18 protein-coding genes are annotated in these 20,283 nt (G+C 72.0%); 12 read left to right on the top strand and 6 right to left on the bottom strand.

The window, feature by feature from the left end:
* Positions 1–36: 36 nt before the first annotated feature.
* Both ACFV88_RS31940 and ACFV88_RS31935 read right to left on the bottom strand, forming a co-directional pair.
* Positions 37–1,224 carry a mandelate racemase/muconate lactonizing enzyme family protein gene (locus tag ACFV88_RS31940; RefSeq protein WP_385495590.1) on the bottom strand — a complete coding sequence of 396 codons (1,188 nt, stop codon included), beginning with the start codon at positions 1,222–1,224 and terminating at the stop codon, positions 37–39.
* The gene (locus ACFV88_RS31935; RefSeq protein WP_385495589.1) at positions 1,224–2,591 is read right to left on the bottom strand and encodes an aspartate aminotransferase family protein; all 1,368 of its coding nucleotides are present in this window, start codon (positions 2,589–2,591) and stop codon (positions 1,224–1,226) included. Before ACFV88_RS31935 ends, ACFV88_RS31940 begins: the two co-directional genes overlap by 1 nt.
* A gap of 293 nt (positions 2,592–2,884) precedes the next feature.
* On the opposite strand from ACFV88_RS31935, the gene ACFV88_RS31930 reads away from it, so the two are divergent.
* From ACFV88_RS31930 to ACFV88_RS31885, 10 genes are all read left to right on the top strand, one after another.
* Entirely contained in the window at positions 2,885–3,745 is an 861-nt protein-coding gene (locus tag ACFV88_RS31930) for an IclR family transcriptional regulator (protein ID WP_385495588.1), read from the top strand.
* A 485-nt stretch (positions 3,746–4,230) separates the two neighbouring features.
* Positions 4,231–6,375 carry a peptidase C14 gene (locus tag ACFV88_RS31925; protein WP_385495587.1) on the top strand — a complete coding sequence of 715 codons (2,145 nt, stop codon included), beginning with the start codon at positions 4,231–4,233 and terminating at the stop codon, positions 6,373–6,375.
* Positions 6,376–6,430: 55 nt separating this feature from the next.
* The gene (locus ACFV88_RS31920; RefSeq protein WP_385495586.1) at positions 6,431–7,687 is read left to right on the top strand and encodes a Gfo/Idh/MocA family protein; all 1,257 of its coding nucleotides are present in this window, start codon (positions 6,431–6,433) and stop codon (positions 7,685–7,687) included.
* A 121-nt stretch (positions 7,688–7,808) separates the two neighbouring features.
* Complete coding sequence (locus ACFV88_RS31915) at positions 7,809–9,086, top strand: extracellular solute-binding protein (RefSeq protein WP_385495585.1); 1,278 nt, start codon at positions 7,809–7,811, stop codon at positions 9,084–9,086.
* 147 nt (positions 9,087–9,233) lie between these two features.
* Positions 9,234–10,139, top strand: coding sequence for a carbohydrate ABC transporter permease (locus ACFV88_RS31910; RefSeq protein WP_385495584.1), 906 nt, complete (start codon positions 9,234–9,236; stop codon positions 10,137–10,139).
* Between the two features lie 2 nt (positions 10,140–10,141).
* Entirely contained in the window at positions 10,142–11,098 is a 957-nt protein-coding gene (locus ACFV88_RS31905; RefSeq protein WP_385495583.1) for a carbohydrate ABC transporter permease, read from the top strand.
* A 6-nt stretch (positions 11,099–11,104) separates the two neighbouring features.
* Positions 11,105–12,133, top strand: a complete 1,029-nt coding sequence (locus ACFV88_RS31900) for an NAD-dependent epimerase/dehydratase family protein (protein WP_385495582.1) — start codon at positions 11,105–11,107, stop codon at positions 12,131–12,133.
* 124 nt (positions 12,134–12,257) lie between these two features.
* Positions 12,258–13,286, top strand: coding sequence for a dihydrodipicolinate synthase family protein (locus tag ACFV88_RS31895; RefSeq protein WP_385495629.1), 1,029 nt, complete (start codon positions 12,258–12,260; stop codon positions 13,284–13,286).
* Positions 13,270–14,295: a hydroxyacid dehydrogenase gene (locus ACFV88_RS31890; RefSeq protein WP_385495581.1), complete on the top strand. Its 1,026-nt coding sequence runs from the start codon at positions 13,270–13,272 to the stop codon at positions 14,293–14,295. Before ACFV88_RS31895 ends, ACFV88_RS31890 begins: the two co-directional genes overlap by 17 nt.
* Positions 14,296–14,342: 47 nt before the next feature.
* On the top strand, positions 14,343–15,194 hold the full coding sequence (locus ACFV88_RS31885; RefSeq protein ID WP_385495580.1) for a fumarylacetoacetate hydrolase family protein: 852 nt from the start codon (positions 14,343–14,345) through the stop codon (positions 15,192–15,194).
* 56 nt (positions 15,195–15,250) lie between these two features.
* Here the strand turns inward: ACFV88_RS31885 and ACFV88_RS31880 are convergent, their stop codons facing one another.
* On the bottom strand, positions 15,251–16,048 hold the full coding sequence (locus ACFV88_RS31880) for an SAM-dependent methyltransferase (protein WP_385495628.1): 798 nt from the start codon (positions 16,046–16,048) through the stop codon (positions 15,251–15,253).
* A gap of 363 nt (positions 16,049–16,411) precedes the next feature.
* Here ACFV88_RS31880 and ACFV88_RS31875 point away from each other — a divergent pair, with 363 nt between their 5' ends.
* Positions 16,412–17,239 carry an N-formylglutamate amidohydrolase gene (locus ACFV88_RS31875; protein WP_385495579.1) on the top strand — a complete coding sequence of 276 codons (828 nt, stop codon included), beginning with the start codon at positions 16,412–16,414 and terminating at the stop codon, positions 17,237–17,239.
* 15 nt (positions 17,240–17,254) lie between these two features.
* Here ACFV88_RS31875 and ACFV88_RS31870 read toward each other — a convergent pair whose 3' ends face one another.
* From ACFV88_RS31870 to ACFV88_RS31860, 3 genes are read right to left on the bottom strand one after another with little or no spacing between them, the layout of a single operon-like run.
* Entirely contained in the window at positions 17,255–17,536 is a 282-nt protein-coding gene (locus tag ACFV88_RS31870) for a hypothetical protein (RefSeq protein WP_385495578.1), read from the bottom strand.
* Positions 17,533–18,192 carry an RNA polymerase sigma factor gene (locus ACFV88_RS31865; protein WP_385495577.1) on the bottom strand — a complete coding sequence of 220 codons (660 nt, stop codon included), beginning with the start codon at positions 18,190–18,192 and terminating at the stop codon, positions 17,533–17,535. The genes ACFV88_RS31870 and ACFV88_RS31865 overlap by 4 nt, the downstream gene beginning before the upstream one ends.
* The gene (locus ACFV88_RS31860) at positions 18,189–19,748 is read right to left on the bottom strand and encodes a sodium:solute symporter (protein ID WP_385495576.1); all 1,560 of its coding nucleotides are present in this window, start codon (positions 19,746–19,748) and stop codon (positions 18,189–18,191) included. The genes ACFV88_RS31865 and ACFV88_RS31860 overlap by 4 nt, the downstream gene beginning before the upstream one ends.
* A 281-nt stretch (positions 19,749–20,029) precedes the next feature.
* Between ACFV88_RS31860 and ACFV88_RS31855 the strand changes: the two genes are divergently transcribed.
* Positions 20,030–20,275 carry a DUF3311 domain-containing protein gene (locus tag ACFV88_RS31855; protein ID WP_385495575.1) on the top strand — a complete coding sequence of 82 codons (246 nt, stop codon included), beginning with the start codon at positions 20,030–20,032 and terminating at the stop codon, positions 20,273–20,275.
* Positions 20,276–20,283 lie beyond the last annotated feature (8 nt).

Raw genomic sequence — 20,283 nt, 5'->3', positions numbered from 1 at the left:
GCCGCGGCCCGATGGGGGCGGGTGCTGCTGGTTCCGTCATGTGCGGTTCCTCTTCTCCCAGCCGTCTTCGAACATGTTCCAGAACCGGTGGGTCGGCGGGTGTTCCGCGAAGACCTCGTCCACGAGTTCGACGCCGAGGCCGGGCGCGGTCGGGAGACCGATGTGCCCGTCCACGAGGGGGAGGGTGCCCTTGAGTGCGTGGAAGACGTGGTCCTCCAGCAGACCGTCGAAGGTCTCCAGGATCTTGAGGTTGGGGATGCCGAGGGCCGCGTGGACGGACGCGGTGGTGCACAGCGGCGAGTTGGAGTTGTGCGGGGCGACGAGCATGCCGTGGGCGTCGGCGATGGCGGCGATCTTGCGGACCTCGGTGAACCCGCCCGCCATCGACAGGTCGGGCTGGATGATGTCGACGGCCGCGGTGGCGAAGAGTTGTTTGTACTCGTAGCGGTTGTGGAAGTGCTCGCCGCCGGAGATCGGGAAGGCGGCCCGCTGACGCAGTTCGGCGTACCGCTCGATGTGGGTCCACGGCATCGGTTCCTCGAACCAGCCGATGTCGAAGGGTTCGAGGGCGTGGACCAGTCGGCTCGCGGTGGGCATAGCGAAGCGGGCGTGGCCCTCGACGAAGAGGTCGACCTCCGGGCCGATCGCCTCGCGCACGGCGGCGACGAGGTCCAGGGAGCGGCGCAGTTCGGCGCGTTCCAGCTCGTGCAGGCCGGGGCCGAAGGGGTCGAACTTGAGGGCGGTGAAGCCCTTGGCGACGGTGGCCCGGGCCTTGGCGGCGAAGACGTCCGGGTCGCGTTCGCCGTTGTACCAGCCGTTGGCGTAGACCCGGACCCGGTCCCGGCAGGCGCCCCCGGTGAGCCGGTAGGCGGGCACCCCGAGGGCCTTGCCCATGAGGTCGTACATGGCCTGGTCGAGGCCGGACAGGGCGATGCCGCCCATGTCTCCGCCGCGCAGGAAGTCGCCCTGGTAGAGCCGGAGCCAGATCTCCTCGACGTCGAAGGGGTCGGCACCGATCAGATGGCGGCGGGCGAGGGATTCGGTGAGGGCGCAGACCTCGGCGCCGCGGTACGGGTGGGTGATCTCGCCGATGCCCGACAGTCCCTCGTCGGTGTGGACGCGGACGTAACCGAAGTCGCGCCAGGCGGTGCCGAGCATCAGGGTCTCGACGCGGCTGATCCGTCCGGCGGGGCCGGCGGGGCGGGAGGTGTTGACGGTGAGCATCAGCGGACCGCCCCGCCCATGGTGGAGGCGTTCTCCAGGTCGCGGGCGCCCCCGTCGGCGAGGACGGCCCGTACGGCGGCCTCGGTGCCTTCGAGCAACCGGTCGACGTCCGCATCGGTGTGCGCATAGCTGAGGTGGCTGCGCTTGAGGTTGAGCGGGAGTTCGAACAGTCCGTGGTCGAGGAGGCGACGGCGGTAGCCGACGAAGAGGGTCGCGTCGTTGGCGAGGAGGTCGTCGTAGGTGCGCGGAGCGTCGCCCGGCATGAAGTAGGTGACGAAGACGGAGCCGTGGCCGGTGACGACGGCGGGCACGTCGAGCCGCTGGTACACGCCCCTCAGCCCGGTCCGGACCCGCTCGCCGAGGCGGTGGACGTGGTCGTGGACGGGTTCCGTACGGAGCTTGTGCAGGGTGGCGAGGGCCGCGGCGACCACGGAGGGGTGGCCGTTGTAGGTGCCGGCGAAGAAGGCGGGGGCACCGGGGCGGGTGGAGAACAGGTCCATGAGGTCGGCACGCCCGCCGATGGCTCCGACGGGGGCGCCGTTGGCGATGGCCTTGCCGAGGGTGGTGAGGTCGGGGGTGACCCCGCTGATCGACTGCCAGCCGCCGAGCGCGTGGCGGAAGCCGGTGATCACCTCGTCGAAGACGAGGACGCTGCCCGCTCTGGCGGTCTCCTCGCGCAGGGTGGTGAGGAACTCCGGGTACGGCAGGAGGGTGCCGACGTTGTGCGGAACGGGTTCCACGATGACTGCGGCGATGTCGTGACCGTGTTCGGCGAAGGCGCGGCGGACGGCCTCGCTGTCGTTGAACGGCAGCACCAGGGTGGCGTCCAGCACCTCGGGGAGGATGCCGGTGGAGATCGGGTCGTGACGGCCGACCATCTCGGGTGCGGAGATGACGTTGAGGCTGACCGAGTCGTGCCACCCGTGGTAGCAGCCCTGGAACTTGACGATCAGGCGGCGTCCGGTGGCGGCGCGGGAGACCCGTAGCGCGTGGAAGGTGGCCTCGCTGCCGGTGCTGGTGAGGAGGACCTTCTCCACGGAGGGGATCAGCTCGGTGAGTTGTTCGGCGAGTTGGACCTCGCCCTCCGTCACCCCGACGCCCAGATGGCCGATGCGGGCGCCGGCCTCGGCGGTGGCCCGGGCCACGTCGGGGTCGTTGTGGCCGAGCAGCGGGGGACCGAAAGCGGCGTGGAAGTCCGTGTACTCGCGGCCGTCGGCGTCCCGGAACCGGGCGCCCGAGGTCGCGGTGACGACGAGGTCGGCCAGTCCGGGAACGCTGCGCTGGCCGCTGTTCACGCCGCCGGGCACGACCTTGCGGGCGCGCTCGGCGATCCGGGCTCCGGAGGTGGTGTCCGGGCCTGAACTCATGGTGCTTGCTCCTTGCGTCGAGAGTCGTCGGGTGCGCAGGCCCTGCCCGGCCTCCGCACCCCGGCGCCATCCGCCCGGCAGTCGCCGCAGGAAGTGGGTCGGTTCGTTCGGTGGATCTGTGCGATCTATGCGATCTGTACGACTTGCCGTGCAGATCGGATGAGATGGTGCGGTGAATTTTCAGAACACCGTTCTGTGATGCAGAACAGTTCCTGAAGGTTACGGCCGCCACTCCCCTCGGTCAAGACCTTTCGCCCCCATGAACCCCTGCACTACGGCTAAGCTGTTCGGTCATGACGAACAGAGCTGGTCCGGACGAGCCGAAGTACTGGGTGAAGAGCGTCGCCAGGGCCGCCGATCTCCTGGAAGTCCTCGCCACCCCCGCGCCGGGCAACGGGCTGAGCGTCACGGAGGTGGCGCAGCTCTGCGGCATCTCCAAGAGCGCGGCCTTCGGCACCCTCCAGACCCTGCGCGCGTACGGCCTCGTCTCCGACGACGGCGAGGGCATGAACCGGCGGTACCGGCTCGGCATGGGACTCGCCCGCCTCGGCGACCGGGCCCGCGCCCAGGTCTCCCTCCGGGGGGTCGCCCACCCCGTACTGCGGGAGTTGACCCGGCTGACCGGCATGGCCTCCCGACTCGCCGTGCCGGAGGACGGACACGCGGTGGTGGTCGACCAGGTCGAGCTGGACCACCGGGTCCGGCTCGACCTGCGGATGGGGCAGCGCGAGCTCCCCCACTGCACCGGCCTCGGCAAGGCCCTGCTGTCCGCGGTGCCGCCGGCCGAGGCCGCCGCCGTGATCGAACGACATGGACTGCCCCGCCGCACCCCCCGCACCATCACGGACCCCGCGACGTTCCTCGCGCACCTACGGGACATCGCACGGGTCGGCTACGCGCTCGACGACGAGGAGGACGCCGAGGGCATCCTCTGCATCGGCGCACCCGTCCGCGACGACCACGGCACGTGCGTGGGGGCGATCAGCATCACGGGACTGAAGCTCGGACTTCCCGCCTGGCGCTACCAGGAGCTGGGCGGACAGGTGCGGGACGCCGCCGAGCAGATCAGTACGGCACTGGGGTGGGCCGCGCCGGACCAGGACGACGACACGGGCCGGGCGGATCGGCCGGCCGACCCGCCCGCGCACCCCTGACCTGACCGACCGGCCGCACAACCGGCCGGCCCGCGCACACCCCGCTCCCCCTCACGCCCCCACGCCCCCACGCCCCCAGTGCACGGTGCCCCGGCCGCGCGATCGGTGACACCGGGAAAGCGGGGGCGTCCGCGCCGCGCCGCACCGCGCCGCACCCGGACCGTGCCGTGCCCTCCCTGACCGTTCCGCCCCGGTACCGCTGCGCTCCCACCGATTTCGCCCGGGCGGAAATTCGTCGTGAACGACCCCTTGACCTCCCGTCGAACCGGCACGTACGTTCCTGCCATCCGCCGGGACGTTCCCCGTCACCGGCCCCGCATCTCCGCACGAATCCCCTCCCGGGCCCTGCCCTCCCGCCCGGGAACCCCTCTGTTCACCCTCCAGAGGGCGCTCTCTTCGAGCCATCCGCCGTATCGGCAGTCCACCCGCAGGAACGCTCCCTTTCCGTCCGGTTCCCCGGCATTCCCCGGAAGGCGAAGTCCGCGATGAGCGTTCCGCACCACCCGAGCACCGCACGCCGCAACCTGCTGCGCGCCTCCGGCATAGCCGGCCTGGCCGTCGCGGGCACGGCAACCGCCACCGCCCCCGCCCAGGCCAAGTCCGCCAAGGACGCCACCCTGCACGTCCCCACCGTCGCGGAACTCCGCGCCCTGTCCCCCAGGTCCCTGCGCGCCGACGCCGTGGTCGTCGTCGCGGGGTACCACCGGGCGGGTGACGGAGGGACCTTCGCGGCCCGCTGGGACGACGGGTCGACCGCTCCCCACAACGGCGGCACCGTCATCGCCCCCGCCACCAGGCGCCCCGGCGCGGGCCGCTGGCTGCAACTCCACACCGGCGTCCTCGACTTCCGCACCTTCGGCCACTTCGACGCCGACAAGCCGGCCGACGACGCGCTCGACGCCATGGTCGAGGACCCCGCCGTCCACCGCGTCGAAGCCCACACCCCCCTGCTGCTCCAGCGGCGCCACACCTTCACCCGCTCCCACATCGAACTGGACTTCCACGGCAACCGCCTGCACACCCGGGGCACCGAGAAGAACACCCACGACAACCCCTTCGGCGCCACCCTCGCCTTCCGCGGCCGGACCACCGACGACACGCACAGCCACCAGCTGACCGCCGCGATGCCCGACCTCTCCGACGTCTTCGAGGTCGGCGACTCCGGCCGCTTCGCCGTCGGACAGTGGTGGGCCGTCGAGGTCAACGCCCTCGCCGGACGGTGGGAGCGCGAAGTCCAACGGCTGGTGCAGGTGACGCAGGTCGTCGACGGCTCCCGCATCCGGGTGAACTACCAGATCGGCTGGGACCTCGCGGCGGGGCGCACCCTCAGTTGGACCCGCGTCGAACCGGTGGACCGCGCCCACGTCCGCAACCTGGTCTTCGAAGGCGCGGGCGACGACCAGTACACCGGTACCCATCCCGTCTCCTACGAGTACGCGGTGCGCTGCGACGTCTCCGGGATCGAGGCGACGGGCACCTTCTGGCCGGTCGTGATGCGCCGCTGGTGCACCCACTTCCGCACCGAACGCTGCTCGCTCACCAACCCGAAGTCCGTCACGTACGGCGGTGCCGGGTACCTCACCCAGCAGATCTACTGCCTGTACGGACATGTGACGGACTGTCATGTGTCCAACGCCCGCCACCTCAACGACTTCACGGCCTCGGCCTACTGCTACGTCACCAACTGTCACGGCGACGGCGACGACCAGGGGCCGTTCGTCACCCACGGCCAGTACGAGCACGACCTCGTCTACACCGGCAACTCGGGGCTGATGACCTTCGCCAACTCCGGGTCGGCCTGGGGCGGAGCGGCCAAGCGGATCACCGTACGGCGCCACTCCTGTTCCTGGTTCGTGGCCCGGGTCAAGGTCACCGACCTGACCCTGGAGGACGTGACCGTCATCGGCAAGAAGTCCCTCGCCGGTTCGGGAATGCTGTGGGTGAACGCGGACGGCGTGCAGCTGCGCGGGTGCACCGCCAGCGGTCCGCTGATCGTCTCCCAGGCGTCCCGGCGGTCCGCGCGGCCGAACGTCATCGCGGACTCGTCCTTCGCCCTCGGCCCGGGCGCCGAGGTCACCCGGGCCGAGGTGACGACGCCCCTGACCCTGGAGCGGGTGACCCTCACCGGGATCGGCGGCGCCGCGTTCAAGGGCACCGGACGGCTCACCCTGGACCACTGCGAGCTGACCGGCGCACCGGACGCCGCGCCCGCCACGTACGCGCACTCCGAGGTGCACGTCGAGGGCGGACGCCTCACCGACACCGGGATCCGGTTGACCGGAGCCGGGGACCAGACGCTACGGATCGACGGCGCCCGGCTGACCGGCACCACCAAGGACGGCGCGTTGTTGTCCCGCGCGGGTGCCGACCGCACCGTCACCTGGCGGCTCAGCGGCGTCGAGTCCACCGCCCCGGACGGCACCGCCCACGTCCAGCTCACCGACGGGGTCAACCGGTACCGCGCGCACGGCTGCGCCTTCACCGGTGGACGGCTCGAACTGCGCCCGGGCGCCTTCGGCGACGGCGGCCACCTGCTGCACACCGGGTGCGTCGAGGACGGCACGGAACGCACCGCGCTGCCCGACGAGGGCCCCGCGGTGTCCCACGGCACGGGCAATCTGCGCCCCTGAACCGCGCGGCCCGCCCGGCGCCCGCCCCACCGTCCCAGCGAACCAGGGAACCCCCGTGTCCACGCATACCCCGATCACCGGCCGACCGGTGCGCGTCGCCCTCGTGGGCGCCGGAAACCGCGGCCTCACCTACACCGAGTGGATCAAGGCGAACCCCGAGCGGGCGCAGCTCGTCGCGGTCGCCGACCCCCGTCCGGCGGCGCGCGCCGCGGCCGGTGCGCCGGTCGAGTTCGACGACTGGCGTCCGCTGGCGGAACAGCGGATCGCGGACGCCGTGATCGTCGCCACCCAGGACCGCGAACACGTCGAGCCGGTGCTCGCGCTGGCCCGGGCCGGGTACGCGATCCTCGCCGAGAAGCCCCTGGCGCCGACCGAGGAGGAGACCCGGACCCTGGTCGAGGGGGTGCGGGAGGCGGGGGTGTTGTTCGCCGTCTGTCATGTGATGCGCTACCAGCCGTACACGGACCTGGTGAAGCGGGTCGTGGACTCCGGGGTGCTCGGCCAGTTGGTGTCCCTGGACCACCTGGAGCCGGTCGGCTGGTGGCACTACGCGCACAGCTACGTACGCGGCCCCTGGCGCAGCGAGAAGCGCTCCTCGCCGATGCTGCTCGCCAAGTCCTGCCACGACCTCGACTGGATCAGTTACGTCCTGGACGGCCGGATCGAGGAGGTGGCGAGTTTCGGGGGGCTCGCGCACTTCCGGCCGCAGAACGCACCGGCCGGGTCGGCCGAACGGTGCCTCGACTGCGCGGTGGAAGCCGGTTGCCCGTACAGCGCGTTGAAGCTGTACCTGCCGACGCTGCGCGAGAAGGGCGCGGTGTGGCCGGTCACCCATGTGACGGAGGCGACCGACGAGGCGGGGCTGCTCCGGGCCCTGCGCGAGGGCCCGTACGGGGTGTGCGCGTACCGGTCGGACAACGACGTGGTCGACCACCAGGTGCTGGCCATGCGGCTGTCGGGCGGGGTGACGGCCACCTTCCAGATGGTGGCGTTCACCGAACAGACGCACCGGCAGACCAGGATCTTCGGTTCGCACGGCTGGTTGCGGGGGGACGGCGAGCGGGTGACCGTCCAGGACTTCAGGACCGGCGACACGGTGACGCACGAGCTGGGCGGGAGCGGCTCGAACGCGGCGGACGGGCACGGGGGCGGTGATCCGGCGCTGGTCGAGGCGTTCGTCCGGGCCGTGGCCACCGGCGATCCGGGGGCCGTCCGTTCGGGTACGACGGCCTCGCTCGGCAGTCACCTCGCGGCCTTCGCCGCGGAACGGGCCCGGCACTCGCGGACCGTGCAGACCGTGCCCGCGGGCTGACCGGGACCACCGCTCCCCCTCGCTCCCCCGCTTCGTCCGACACCCCCCGACACCCCCGGCGCTCCTTCCCTGATCCCTCCCCGCTCCACACCCACGACTCGCAGCCTTCGGAGGCACCCTCATGTCACGCTCCTCTACCGTCCGCACCTCCGCCCGTCGCGGCAGACTCCGGGCCGCCGCCGTGCCGGTGGTGTCCACCGCCCTGGCCACGGCCCTGCTCACCGCCTGCGGCGGGGGGAGCGGCGGCAGCGGCGACAAGTCCGTCACGATGTGGACGTACCCGGTGATCTTCGACGAGGCGAAGAACAAGGCGTACTGGGACGGTCTGGTCAAGGAGTTCGAGAAGGCGCACTCCGGCGTCTCGGTGAAGGTGGAGACCTTCCCGTGGGCCAACCGGGACACCGCGCTCGCCACCGCCATCGCCTCCGGCAAGGGCCCGGACGTGGTGTACCTGGTCCCCGACCAGCTGCCGAAGTACGCCAAGAGCATCGTCCCGGCCGACGAGTACATGCCGGCCGACGCCAAGTCCGACTACACGGACTTCGCCCTCACCTCCGTGACCGTGGACGGCAAGCCGCTCGGCACCCCGGTGCTGACCAGCGCCAACCCCCTGATCTGCGACAAGCGGGTGTTCGAAGCGATCGGGGAGAGCGCGTACCCGCAGACCTGGGCCGATCTGGAGGGCCTGGCACCGAAGCTGAAGGAGAAGGGCTACTACGCCACCAGTTACAGCGGCGACACCCAGCAGACCCTCAACATGACGTTCTACCCGCTGCTGTGGCAGGCCGGCGGCGACGTGTTCGCCGACGACGGCAAGAAGACCGCGTTCAACGAGGACGCCGGGGTCAAGGCGCTGACGTACCTCAAGGACCTGGTGGACGGCGGCCACACCGACAAGGACCTGGTGACGACCACGCCGAAGTTGGAGCAGACACCCGTCGCGAAGGGCAAGGTGGCCTGTACCTGGCAGAACGTGGCGGCCGATGTGGAGCCCTTCTGGGGCAAGGAGAACATCGTCGTCCAACCGCCGCTCAAGGACGCCGAGTCCGTCGGCTACGGCACCGTCGGTGCCCTGTCGATGCTGAAGGGCGCCAACAAGGAGGTCGCCGGCGACTGGATCTCCTTCGTGGCCGAGGCGAAGAACGCGGCCGGTCTGGAGAAGGAGTCCGGGTACTTCCCGGCCCGGAAGTCGGGCGGCGACCTGTACCCGGGCGATGCGCTCCAGAAGGCGGTGGGCGACACCCTGCCGACCATGACGGCGGGACCGCTGCACGACAAGTCCCGTGAGGTGATGGGCGTGTTGGCGCCGGAGATCCAGGCGGCCCTGCTCGGCAAGAAGAGCCCCCGGGAAGCGCTGGACGCGGCGGCCAAGGCGGCGGACGCGATGCTCGCCCGCTGATCCGCCCGAGCGGGGCGGCCGGGGGCGCGAGCCGCCGCCCCCGGCCCCGCCCCGCCTCTCTTGAGTCTCCACCGGCCGGGACCCGTACCGCGGGCCGCCCGGCCCCGCCCTCAGACCTCCCTCCCCCGCACCGCAAGGAGAATCACCGTGGCAGTCGTCGCGGAACGCGCCCGTCGGGGCCGTCTCAGCGGGCCGCTGGCGCGCCGCGAGGCCCGGATCGGCCTGCTGTTCGTCCTCCCCTGCTTCCTGCTCTTCCTGGCCTTCCGGTTCGGTCCGGGTGTCGCCGGCGTGCTGATGAGCTTCACCGACTACTCCCTGACCGGCGGCGGTCAGTTCATCGGCCTCGACAACTTCTCCCGACTGTGGGACGACCCGCTGTTCTGGCAGGCCCTCCAGGTGACCGTCATGTACACGGCCATCGCGGTGCCCGGCACGTTGCTGATCTCGGTGGCGCTGTCGCTGCTGACCCGGCGGGCCTTTTGCGGGTCCAAGGTCTTCCGGTCGGTGTTCTTCCTCCCGGTGGTCACCTCACTGGTGCTCGCCGCGACCGTGTTCGTGTGGATCTTCTCCACCGGTGGCCCGTGGTCGACGCTCATGGGATGGCTGGGCTTCTCCGAGGGCTCCTGGCTGTCGGACGACGTCCTCGTCATCCCGGCCCTGGCGCTCGTCGGCGTCTGGTCCCGCTTCGGCTACGGCATGCTCATCCTGCTGGCCCGGATGCAGGACATCCCCCGGGAGTTGGAGGAGGCCGCGCTCACCGACGGAGCGGGGCCCTGGCAGCGGTTCCGGTACATCGTGCTGCCCCAGCTGAAGCCGACCCTGTTCTTCCTCGCGGTGATCGAGACGACCGCGTCGTTCCAAGTGTTCGACGCCGTCTACACCATGACGGGCGGCGGCCCGGCGAACGCCAGCTACACGCTCGTCTTCCAGCTCTACGACGCGGGCTTCAAGTACTTCGACCTGGGCTACGCGGCCACCATCGGTGTCGCGCTGTTCGTGCTGACCCTGGTGGTCGCCTTCGTGCAGCGGCTCGTGATCGGGAAGGACCAGTGACCATGACCACGACCACCACACCGGTCGAGTCCCCCTCCACCGGGGCCGGAGAGCCGACCGGGCGCAGCGGGGCGAAACCCGACCGCCGCAGCCAACGCCGGTTGCGCCGGGAGGCCGAGCGCGACTCCGTTCCGCACGCGATGCGCGGAACGCGGGGCGGTCGGATCGGCCGTGCGCTCCTGCTGGGACTCGCGGCGATCGTCACCGTCTTCCCGTTCTACGCGATGGTCGTGCTGTCCCTGAAGCCGTCCGCCGCCGTCGAGTTCCCCGGCAGTCTGCTGCCCTGGCCGTTGACCGGCGAGGCGTACGACAGCGTGTTCCGTGCGCAGGACGTGCCGCGTTGGGTCTTCAACACCCTCGTCTACTCGCTGGTGTCGGTCGTCGGCACCCTGCTGCTGGCCTCGCTCGCGGGATACGCCTTCGCGAAGAAGCGGTTCCCCGGGCGGGAGGCCATGTTCTGGTCGTTCCTGTCGATGGTGATGGTCCCGTACCACGTGACGATGATCCCCACCTTCGCGATGATCGCGAAGCTGGGCGGGGTCGACACGTACTGGGGTCTGATCGTGCCGACCCTCGCCAACGCACAGGCGGTCTTCCTGATGCGGCAGTTCATCAAGGGGCTGCCCGACGAGCTGTTCGAGGCGGCGCGCCTGGACGGCTGCAACGAGTGGCAGATCTTCCGACGGATCGTGTTGCCGCTGCTCAAACCGATCCTCGCCACGCTCGGCGTCTTCGTCTTCCTGTGGCACTGGAACGACTTCCTGTGGCCCCTGGTCATCGGCCAGTCCACCGACATGCGGACCCTCACCGTCGGCATCGCCTCGCTCCAGCAGCAGAACGTGCCGCTCAACGTGGTCCTGTCGGGCTCCGTCATCGCGTTCGTGCCCATCTTCGCCGCCTATCTGGTGGGCCAGCGCTACTTCACCGAGGGCGTCACGGCGTCCGGAATCAAGGGATAGCACTCCATGTTCACCGACGAGGCGGCGCTCGAAGAGCGCCTCGCCACTCCTTCTCCCGCCCTCGTCGCGGATCTCGCCCGACTGGACGGCGATCTGCTGGTGCTCGGCGCGGGCGGCAAGATGGGCCCCAGCCTCTGCCGGCTGGCGCGCCGCGCACTGGACGCGGCCGGACGCACCGACACGCTGGTCCACGCGGTGTCGCGCTGGTCCGACCCGGCCGCCGCCCGGGAGCTGGCAGCCGACGGGGTACGGACCGTGGCCTTCGACCTGATGGACCCGACGGCCGACCTCACGGACCTCCCGGACGCGGCGAACATCGTGTTCATGGTCGGCGCCAAGTTCGGTTCGGCCGGGGCTCCCTCGCACGCCTGGGCCGTCAACGCGGCGCTGCCCGACCGGGTGGTGCGGCGCTGGCCGGCCGCCCGGATCGCCGCCTTCTCCACCGGCAACGTCTACCCGCTGGTACCGGTGACCTCCGGCGGCTGCACCGAGGAGCATCCGGTGGGGCCGGTCGGCGAGTACGCGATGTCCTGTCTGGGGCGGGAGCGGATCTTCGGGCACGCAGCCCTGACCCGCGGCACCCGGGTGGCCCTGATCCGCCTCAACTACGCGGTCGACCTGCGCTACGGAGTCCTCGCCGACCTCGCCGTCCGGGTCCGCACGGGCGGGGCCGTCGACGTGCGGACCTCGGCGGTGAACGTGGTGTGGCAGGGATACGCCAACGAGGTGACCCTGCGCTCCCTGCTGAACGCCACCGCCGGCGAGGCGTTCACCCTCAACCTCACCGGACCCGAAACGGCCCCGGTCCGGCGGATCGCGGACTGGTTCGGCGCCGAGTTCGACACCGCGGCGGTGTACGAGGGGGAGGAGTCCGGGACGGCCCTGTTGTCGGACGCGAGCCGCTGCCACGCCCTCTTCGGATATCCCGACGTGCCGTTGCGCACCCTGGTCGGATGGCAGGCCGACTGGCTGCGCCGCGGACTGCCGTTGTCGGGCAAGCCCACCAAGTTCCAGGTCCGCGACGGAAGGTTCTGAGGCGTTGACGTCCCCCGCCGCGACCCCGCGCACCACCGCCCCGCACACCCCCACCGCCCCGCACACCCACGCCGTCCGGCCGGCCCCGCCCGACCGGGCCCCGTCCCCCACGGAAGCAGCCCTGATGACCCCCCTGGAAGTCCTCGCCCACGGCACGGTGATCCCGGCCCATCCACTCGCCCTCACCGCCGGGTCGGACCTCGACGAACGGCGCCAGCGCGCGCTGACCCGCTACTACCTCGCGGCCGGCGCCGGTGGCGTCGCCGTGGCCGTGCACACCACCCAGTTCGAGATCCGTGAGCCCGGCGTCGGACTGCTGCGACCCGTGCTGGAGCTCGCCGCGGAAACCGTCGACGCCGAGGCGGGACGGCCGTTCGTGAAGGTCGCCGGGGCCTGCGGCTACACCGCGCAGGCCGTCGCCGAGGCGGAACTCGCCGCCTCGCTCGGCTACGACGCGGTGCTGCTGAGCCCGGCCGTGCCCGGGGCCGACGAGAAGGGCCTCATCCACCGGGCGCGTGCGGTGGGCGAGGTGTTGCCCGTGATCGGCTTCTACCTCCAGGAGGCGGTCGGCGGCCGGTACCTCTCCCCCGCGTTCTGGTCGGCCTTCACCGACCTGCCGTCGACGGCCGCCGTGAAGATCGCGCCCTTCGACCGCTACCGCACCGCGGACGTCATCCGCGCGGTGGCCACCGCCGACCGGGCCGACGAGGTGGCCCTGTACACCGGGAACGACGACGACATCATCGGCGACCTCCTGACCCCGTACGCCACGTCGGGCGGGCGCCGCTGGTTCGCGGGCGGGCTGCTCGGCCAGTGGTCGGTGTGGACCCGGTCCGCCGTGGCCCTGCTGGAGGACGTGCGGCTGGCCCGCACGGGCGACCACGCGGCCGTGGTGCGGTGCCTGACCCGCCGGCCCGAGCTGACCGACGCCAACCAGGCGGTGTTCGACGTGCGGGGCGGCTTCCGGGGGTGCCTCGCGGGCGTGCACGAGGTGCTGCGGCGCCAGGGACTGCTGGCGGGCACCTGGTGCCTGGACCCCTCGGCCGTCCTGTCGCCCGGGCAGGCCGAGGAGCTGACCCGGGTCGCGGCGGCGTACCCCTGGCTGACCGACGACGCGTTCGTCGCGGAGCACCTCGATGACTGGCTCCGCTGATCCGCGCCCGGGCCGCCCCCGGGTCGTGGTGGCCGTGCCGCAGCGGCTGCGCGTCCAGTTCTTCGCGGCCGGGACCTGGGCCCGGCTCACCGAGCGCGCCGAGGTGACCGTCCTCGACGAGCACACCGACCGGGAGGCGTTGGCCGCCGCGCTGCCCGGGGCCCGCGCCCTGGTCACGGCCTGGGGCGCGCCCCGCGTCGACGCGGAACTCCTGGACGTGGCGGACCGGCTGGCGCTGGTCGCGCACACCGGGTCGGCGGTCGCGCCGTACGTCACCGAGGAGGTGTTCCGGCGCGGGGTGCGGGTCACCCAGGCGGGCGACGCGATGGCCCGGCCCGTGGCCGAGGTGGCCCTCGCGTTCACCCTGGCCCTGTTGCACCGGGTGCACCGTTTCGACCACGCCCTGCGCATCGGCGCGGACTGGGAGAGCGCGGGGCGCGCACCCGACCGGCACGAGATCCACGGCAGTGCGGTCGGGGTGATCGGCGCCTCGCGGACCGGCCGCGCGTACCTCGCGCTGGCCCGTGCCCTGGGTGCCCGGGTGGCGGTCGCCGACCCGTACCTGTCGCCGGCCGCCGCGGAGGAGCTGGGCGTGCAACTGCTGCCCCTGGACGCCTTGTTGGAGCGCAGCAGGATCGTGGCGGTGCACGCCCCCGCGACCGAGGAGACCCGGCACCTGCTGGGTGCCCGGGAACTGGCGCGGATGCCGGACGGGGCGGGGTTGGTGAACACGGCGCGCTCCTGGCTGGTGGACGAGGACGCGCTCCTGGCGGAGGTGCGCACGGGTCGCCTCGATGCGGCCGTGGACGTCTTCGACGCGGAGCCGCTGCCCGTGCACCATCCGCTGCGCACCCTGCCGAACGTCCTGTTGACCCCGCACCAGGCGGCGGGCACCGTCGAGTGCCGGCTCCGCCTCGGGTCGAGCGCCGTCGAGGAGGTCGTGCGCCTGTTGGACGGTGCGCCACCGGTGCACGCGGTGGGCCCCGAAGCCCTGGCCCGACTCGACTGACCATCCGCTCGTCATCCGTCACCCACCCACCCACTCGGGAGAATCCCATGCGTCTGATGCGCGTCGGCGAACCCGGCCAGGAGCGCCCGGTACTCGCCGGGGCCGACGGCCACCACTACGACCTGTCCCCGCTCACCGACGACATCGACGGGGCGTTCCTCGCCCGGCTCACGGACGACCCGTCACTGGTGTCCGCGGCCGTGCACCGGCTGCCCGCCGTCGACGTCACGGGCCTGCGCATCGGAGCGCCGATCGCCCGGCCGTCGGCGGTGCTGTGCATCGGGCAGAACTATGCGGCGCACGCCGCCGAATCGGGGTCCGCCCCGCCCGAGCAACCGATCCTCTTCTACAAGTCGCCGAACACGGTCGTCGGTCCCCACGACGACGTCCTGATCCCACGGGGCTCGGAGCGGACCGACTGGGAGGTGGAACTCGCGGTGGTCATCGGCCGTCGGGCCGCGTACCTGGAATCCCCCGAGGCGGCCCTCGCGCACCTCGCCGGGTTCACCGTGAGCAATGACGTGTCCGAGCGGGCGTTCCAGTTGGAGGCCTCGGGCGGGCAGTGGTCCAAGGGCAAGTCGTGCGCCACCTTCAACCCGCTCGGCCCGGTCCTGGTGACGCCCGACGAGATGGGCGATCCGCAGGACCTGCGGCTGCGGTCCTGGGTGAACGGGGAGCCCCGCCAGGACTCGAAGACCGCCGACATGATCTTCTCGGTCGCCGAGATCGTCCACCACCTGTCGCAGTACCTGGTGCTGGAGCCCGGTGACCTGGTCAACACCGGCACTCCGGAGGGGGTCGCCCTGTCCGGGCGCTTCCCCTACCTCGGTGCGGGCGACGTGGTGGAGTTGGAGGTCTCGGGGATCGGGCGGCAGCGCAACGCGTGCCGCCCGGCCTGACCGACCTCCGTTCCGTGGTCCGAGCACGGCCCGTGCTCGGACCTGCGGGGGAACCGTCAGGGCTTGCGGCCGACACCGCCGTAGGCGTCGACCCGCTGCACCGCGGCGCCCACGGTCTCCGGCCGCCATTCGGTCACGGGGACGATGCCGGGCTCCAGCAGTTCCAGCCCGTCGAAGAAGCCCGTGATCTCGTCCACGGCGCGCACGTGGTAGGGCACGGCGCCGCTGGAGTTGTACGCGTCGGAGGCGGCGATCATGCCCTCGCTGGTGGCGGTGCTGTCGCTGATGACGAGGTAGCTGCCCGACGGCAGACCCTCCATCAGGGTGGCGACCAGGGAGCGGGCCTGAGCGTGGTCGGCCACGTGACCGAGGGTGTTGAGGATCATCAGCGCGACGGGCTTGCTGAGGTCCAGCGTCTCCTCGGCGGCCTTCAGCACGGCGGCCGGCTTGTAGAGGTCGGCGTCGAGGTAGTCGGTGCGGCCCTCTTCGGTGCTGGTGAGGAGCGCACGGGCGTGGGTGAGCACCAGGGGGTCGTTGTCGACGTAGACGATCCGGGCGTCGGGAGCGACGCGTTGGGCCACCTCGTGGGTGTTGTCGGCGGTCGGCAGGCCCGTGCCGACGTCGAGGAACTGGCGTACGCCCCGTTCTCCGGCGAGGTGGTGCACGGTGCGTCCGAGGAACTGGCGGCTGCTGCGCGCCACGTCGACGAGACCGGGGAAGATGTCCTTGATGTGGTCGCCGATTTCGCGATCGACCTCGTAGTTGTCCTTGCCGCCCACGAAGTAGTTCCAAAAGCGCGCCGAGTGCGGCTTGGTGGTGTCGATCCGCGCGCGTATCTCCGCTGCCGCGCGCATCGAGTCACGGTCGGACACGAGGGTGCCTCCTCAAGGAACATGGGCCGGACGGCTCGCCGGTCCCCGCGCCGCCGCGCCGGCCTGGACACGCGTTCCAGCCAACGGAAGTGGGCGTACGGGCTTGCGATTTGGCCAGTATGGCACGGCCACCCGGTCTCCGCCGGTCCCCTGTCGGAGGAGCTCTTCGCGGGTCGGAGCGGTCGCCCCACCGTCCGACCGGCGCACCGCGTGCGGTGGGTCCGCCGCCCGGAGGACACGTCCGCGCCACGCGGCCGAGGCTCGGAACGCGCCATGGCGACGGCGGCGGCCCGGGCCCGTGCCGCCGCCCGCGGACTCCGGCACGGGCCGTGCCAAGCTGGTCGCATGCCCCGTACACCCACGAGTTCCGGCGTCGACTCCTTCCGCTTGCATCCGGGCGCACCCGAGTCCCCCGTGATCCTGCACGTCCCCCACTCCTCCCGAGTGGTCCCGGACCGCGCACGTGCGGGCATCGTCCTGGACGACGCGGCGCTGGAGCGCGAGCTGGACCACATCACGGACGCGCACACGGCCCGGATCGCCGCCCGGGCCGCCGACTCGGCCGCCGTCACCCCCTGGCGGTTCGTCAACGGTCTGTCCCGGCTGGTGGTGGACCCCGAACGGTTCCCCGACGAACGCGAGGAGATGGCGGCGGTGGGGATGGGAGCCGTCTACACCCGGACCACCCACCGCGAGCCGCTGCGCGCCGCCGGGTTCGACCCCCGCCCGCTGGTCGAACGGTACTTCCTGCCGTACGCCCGGGCCGTGCAGGAGGCGGTGGCGGACCGGCTCGCCGCCACCGGTCGGGCCGTGGTGATCGATGTGCACTCGTACCCGACCGCGCCCCTGCCCTACGAACTGCACGGCGCCGGCGAGCGGCCCCCGATCTGTCTGGGCACCGACCCCTTCCACACCCCGAAGCGGCTCACCTCGCTCGCCCGGGAGGCGTTCGGCGGATTCGGCGGAACCGGTCTCGACAGCCCCTTCGCGGGCACCTACGTGCCGCTGGCCTTCTACGGGCGTGACCCGCGGGTGGGCGCGCTGATGGTGGAGATCCGTCGCGACCAGTACATGGCGGAGCCGGGCGGGGCCCCGGGGCCGGGCCTCGACGCACTCGCCGGAGCGCTCGCCACCCTGATCGACGGTGCCGGCGCCGGCGCCGGCGCGAGCTGACCAGCCGCCGACGGGTCAGCTCCCCGGGGCCACCGGCGGGGCGTGCGACGAGGGAGTGCGATGGTCGTTGAAGATGACACCGGGTGTGGCGGGCGCCTGGTTGAGCACCCAGAGCCCCGCCAGGGTGGCGAGGGTGAACACCACGGCGATCAGCAGGGCCAGCACGAGCCGGCGCCGGCGCTCGCGGCGCAACCACTCGCCGCGCACCGTGCGGTAGGCGTCCGGGGCCGGACGGACCTCCCGCGCCACGGCCTCCAACGCCTCGCGCAGCCGGCGCTCGGTGTCTGTGCCACTCATCTGCGCGCCTCCATCGCCTTGGTGAGGGCGGCGATCCCCCGTGCCGTGTGGGTCTTGACCGATCCCGCCGAGATGCCCATGGCGTCGGCTATCTCCGACTCCTTCAACCCCATCCAGTGGCGCAGCACCAGTGCCTCGCGCTGACGGGTGGGCAGTTCCCGCACCGCGGCGATGAGCACCCGCTGGTCGTCCTGGATCAGGGCGTCGTGCTCGGCCGAGGCGACCTGTTCCCTGACGGGGGCGGGGGCCTCGACGTGTTTGCGGATGGTCTGGAGGTGTCGGATGCGCATCCTGGTCAGATTGCAGACCACCGAGCGGAGGTAGGCCTCCGCCCGGTCGGTCTGTCGGAGTCGGCGCCACTTGCGGTAGAGCTGGTAGTAGGCCTCCGCGACGATGTTCTCCGGGTCGTCGGCGCCGAGGAGGGTGGCCAGCCGCAGCATCGACGTGTAGTGCTCGCCGAACAGTCCGGCGAGGGCGACGTCCCGTTCCCGGTCGGGGACCTCGCCGACCGGCGGCGTGCCCGGTGGGCCCGCGGAGCCGGGGTCCGTGGTGGCGGGCGACGCCGGGTTCGGGCCGCCGGGGGCCGTGGGTGCCTCGGTCACGGGTGCGCGGTCGGCGAGGGTGAGGGCGCGGCCGGCTCGTCTCATCCGTCTCATGTGCTCGCTCCTGTTCCCGGGCGGCGCCTGGAGGCCGGCCCTGGTGGTAGGGCGGTGGTGTCGACGCCGCGAGCGACGCCGGACCTCCGCAGGACGGGGGTGGCGGCCACGGCGACCGCGAGGTTCAGCAGCAGTGCCGCGAGACCGGCGTAGACCTCCAAGGTGTGCCCGGTGGGGCCCAGCGGCATGACGGGTGAGAAGCCCTCCCGCACGACCATGAGGGTGCCGACGGCCATGCCGACCGCCCAGCCCGCGAGCAGGGCGCGCGGATGCAGCCAGTTGGTGTAGAGACCGATGGCGACCGCGGGGAAGATCTGGATGATCCAGACCCCGCCCAGGAGTTGCAGGTTGACCGCGGCCTGGTCGCGCAGCCCGAACACGAAGGCGACGGCGCCGAGCTTGGCGATCAGGGAGATCACCCGGGCGATGCGGACCTGACGTTTGGGCGTGGCGGTGGGGTGGACGTACTCCACGTACACGTTGCGGACGAACGAGGTGGCCGCGGCGACCGACATCACGGCGGCGGGGACGAGCGCCCCGACGGTGATGGCGCCGAGGACCAGCCCCGCGACCGGCGGTGACATCAGTCGGTCCACGAGCAGGGGCACCGCGGTCTCGGCGCCCCCCGCGGTGGTCCTGATCCGTTCGGCGACGGCGGCGATGCCGAGCAGGCCGAACAGGGCGAGGACCGCGGTCCAGGCGGGGAGGGCGACGGTCACGCGGCGCAGGGTCCCGGGGCTGCGGGCGGCGAGCGCGGCGGTGAGCATGTGCGGGTACATCAGCACGGCGAAGGCCGACCCCAGGGCGAGCGAGGCGAAGGCGGCCTGTTGGTGCGGGGCGAGCAGCAGTGCCGCGTCGCCGGCGCCGCCGAGGTCCATGCGGCGGGCGGCCTGCTCGAAGGCGGCGCCGGGTCCGCCGAGGTCGTCGAGGACGACCCAGACCGCGGCGATGACGGCCGTGAAGACGGCGACCCCCTTGAAGGCCGCGATGACGGTGGGCGCGCGCAGTCCGTAGCGGAAGGTGGCGATGGCGAGCCCGGCGAACAGGGCGACCATCGCGAGGTGCGCGGCGATCGCATCGGGGTCGACCCCTCCGGCGGCCAGCACGGCGCGGATGCCCAGGAGTTGCAGGGCCAGGTACGGCATGGTCGCGAGGATGCCGGTGAGGGCGACGACCAGGGCGAGGGGCGGGGAGCCGTAGCGGCCGCGGACGAAGTCGGCGACCGTGACGTACCCGTTGCGGGCGCAGACCTCCCAGAGGCGGGGCAGCAGGACGAAGGCCAGGGGGCAGGCGATGATCGTGTACGGGACGGCGAAGAAGGCCGTCGCACCGTTGCCGTAGGCGAGTCCGGGCACGGCGGTGAAGGAGTAGGCGGTGAAGAAGGTGCCGCCGATGAGGAGCCAGGACCATCCGGTGCCGAGCCCGCGGTCGGCCAGGGCCCAGCCGTCCAGGGAGGGGAGCCGTCCGGTGGGACGGAACCGGCGGGCGGCCACGGCGAGCAACGACGTCGCGGCGATGACGGCGAGGTACGCGACGAGCGTGCCGCCTCGGATCATCGTCCACCGTCCGTACCGGCGACCCGGGGGCGCGGTGCGCGCCCGGGTCGGCCCTCTGAGTCCTGCTTCCCGTACGTCCTGCTCTCCCTGCCGTGACCCACCGCGACTGCGGGCGGCGTCGTCGTCGCCCGGGTGCGGTGCGACCGATGAACGGCGAGTGGCCTGGAACTCCGGATGATCCGTCCGAAAATCCACCACCCGGGTTGTCAACCGAACCGAGGGTGTCGGCAACTCTTCCACAGACCAGCGCGGTACGGGAGCGGGGAAACAAGGAGGAACCCGTGGCAGACGACGGACACACACAGCATTCCGGCCGTATCACGGCACGGCGTGTCGTGGCGGCTTTCTGCCTACTCGTTCCCGTGGTGGCCCTCGTCTGGGTGCCCTGGTACGCCGGTGCACAGCCGGAGTTGGCAGGGATTCCGTTCTTCTACTGGTACCAGTTGGCGTGGGTGCCCGGCTGCACGGTGTGGTTACTGGCCGCGTACCTGCTCACCCGGGGGAGCCGGGGCTCGCCGGGCTCGTGAGCTGCCCG

It is taken from the genome of Streptomyces sp. NPDC059816 (genome assembly GCF_042732055.1).
In the GTDB taxonomy this organism is placed as follows: domain Bacteria; phylum Actinomycetota; class Actinomycetes; order Streptomycetales; family Streptomycetaceae; genus Streptomyces.
Note: the sequence above shows the minus strand (reverse complement) of the source record. Positions and strands in the feature narration are given on the sequence as shown.

Excerpts from the sequence above, each read along its gene's own strand:
- ACFV88_RS31875 (WP_385495579.1), top strand. The coding sequence starts at position 16,412 with ATGCCCCGTACACCCACGAGTTCCGGCGTCGACTCCTTCCGCTTGCAT.
- ACFV88_RS31890 (WP_385495581.1), top strand. The coding sequence starts at position 13,270 with ATGACTGGCTCCGCTGATCCGCGCCCGGGCCGCCCCCGGGTCGTGGTG.
- ACFV88_RS31925 (WP_385495587.1), top strand. The coding sequence starts at position 4,231 with ATGAGCGTTCCGCACCACCCGAGCACCGCACGCCGCAACCTGCTGCGC.
- ACFV88_RS31905 (WP_385495583.1), top strand. The coding sequence starts at position 10,142 with ATGACCACGACCACCACACCGGTCGAGTCCCCCTCCACCGGGGCCGGA.
- ACFV88_RS31880 (WP_385495628.1), bottom strand. The coding sequence starts at position 16,048 with ATGCGCGCGGCAGCGGAGATACGCGCGCGGATCGACACCACCAAGCCG.
- ACFV88_RS31935 (WP_385495589.1), bottom strand. The coding sequence starts at position 2,591 with ATGAGTTCAGGCCCGGACACCACCTCCGGAGCCCGGATCGCCGAGCGC.
- ACFV88_RS31885 (WP_385495580.1), top strand. The coding sequence starts at position 14,343 with ATGCGTCTGATGCGCGTCGGCGAACCCGGCCAGGAGCGCCCGGTACTC.
- ACFV88_RS31870 (WP_385495578.1), bottom strand. The coding sequence starts at position 17,536 with ATGAGTGGCACAGACACCGAGCGCCGGCTGCGCGAGGCGTTGGAGGCC.
- ACFV88_RS31895 (WP_385495629.1), top strand. The coding sequence starts at position 12,258 with ATGACCCCCCTGGAAGTCCTCGCCCACGGCACGGTGATCCCGGCCCAT.
- ACFV88_RS31930 (WP_385495588.1), top strand. The coding sequence starts at position 2,885 with ATGACGAACAGAGCTGGTCCGGACGAGCCGAAGTACTGGGTGAAGAGC.
- ACFV88_RS31860 (WP_385495576.1), bottom strand. The coding sequence starts at position 19,748 with ATGATCCGAGGCGGCACGCTCGTCGCGTACCTCGCCGTCATCGCCGCG.
- ACFV88_RS31900 (WP_385495582.1), top strand. The coding sequence starts at position 11,105 with ATGTTCACCGACGAGGCGGCGCTCGAAGAGCGCCTCGCCACTCCTTCT.
- ACFV88_RS31940 (WP_385495590.1), bottom strand. The coding sequence starts at position 1,224 with ATGCTCACCGTCAACACCTCCCGCCCCGCCGGCCCCGCCGGACGGATC.
- ACFV88_RS31865 (WP_385495577.1), bottom strand. The coding sequence starts at position 18,192 with ATGAGACGGATGAGACGAGCCGGCCGCGCCCTCACCCTCGCCGACCGC.
- ACFV88_RS31915 (WP_385495585.1), top strand. The coding sequence starts at position 7,809 with ATGTCACGCTCCTCTACCGTCCGCACCTCCGCCCGTCGCGGCAGACTC.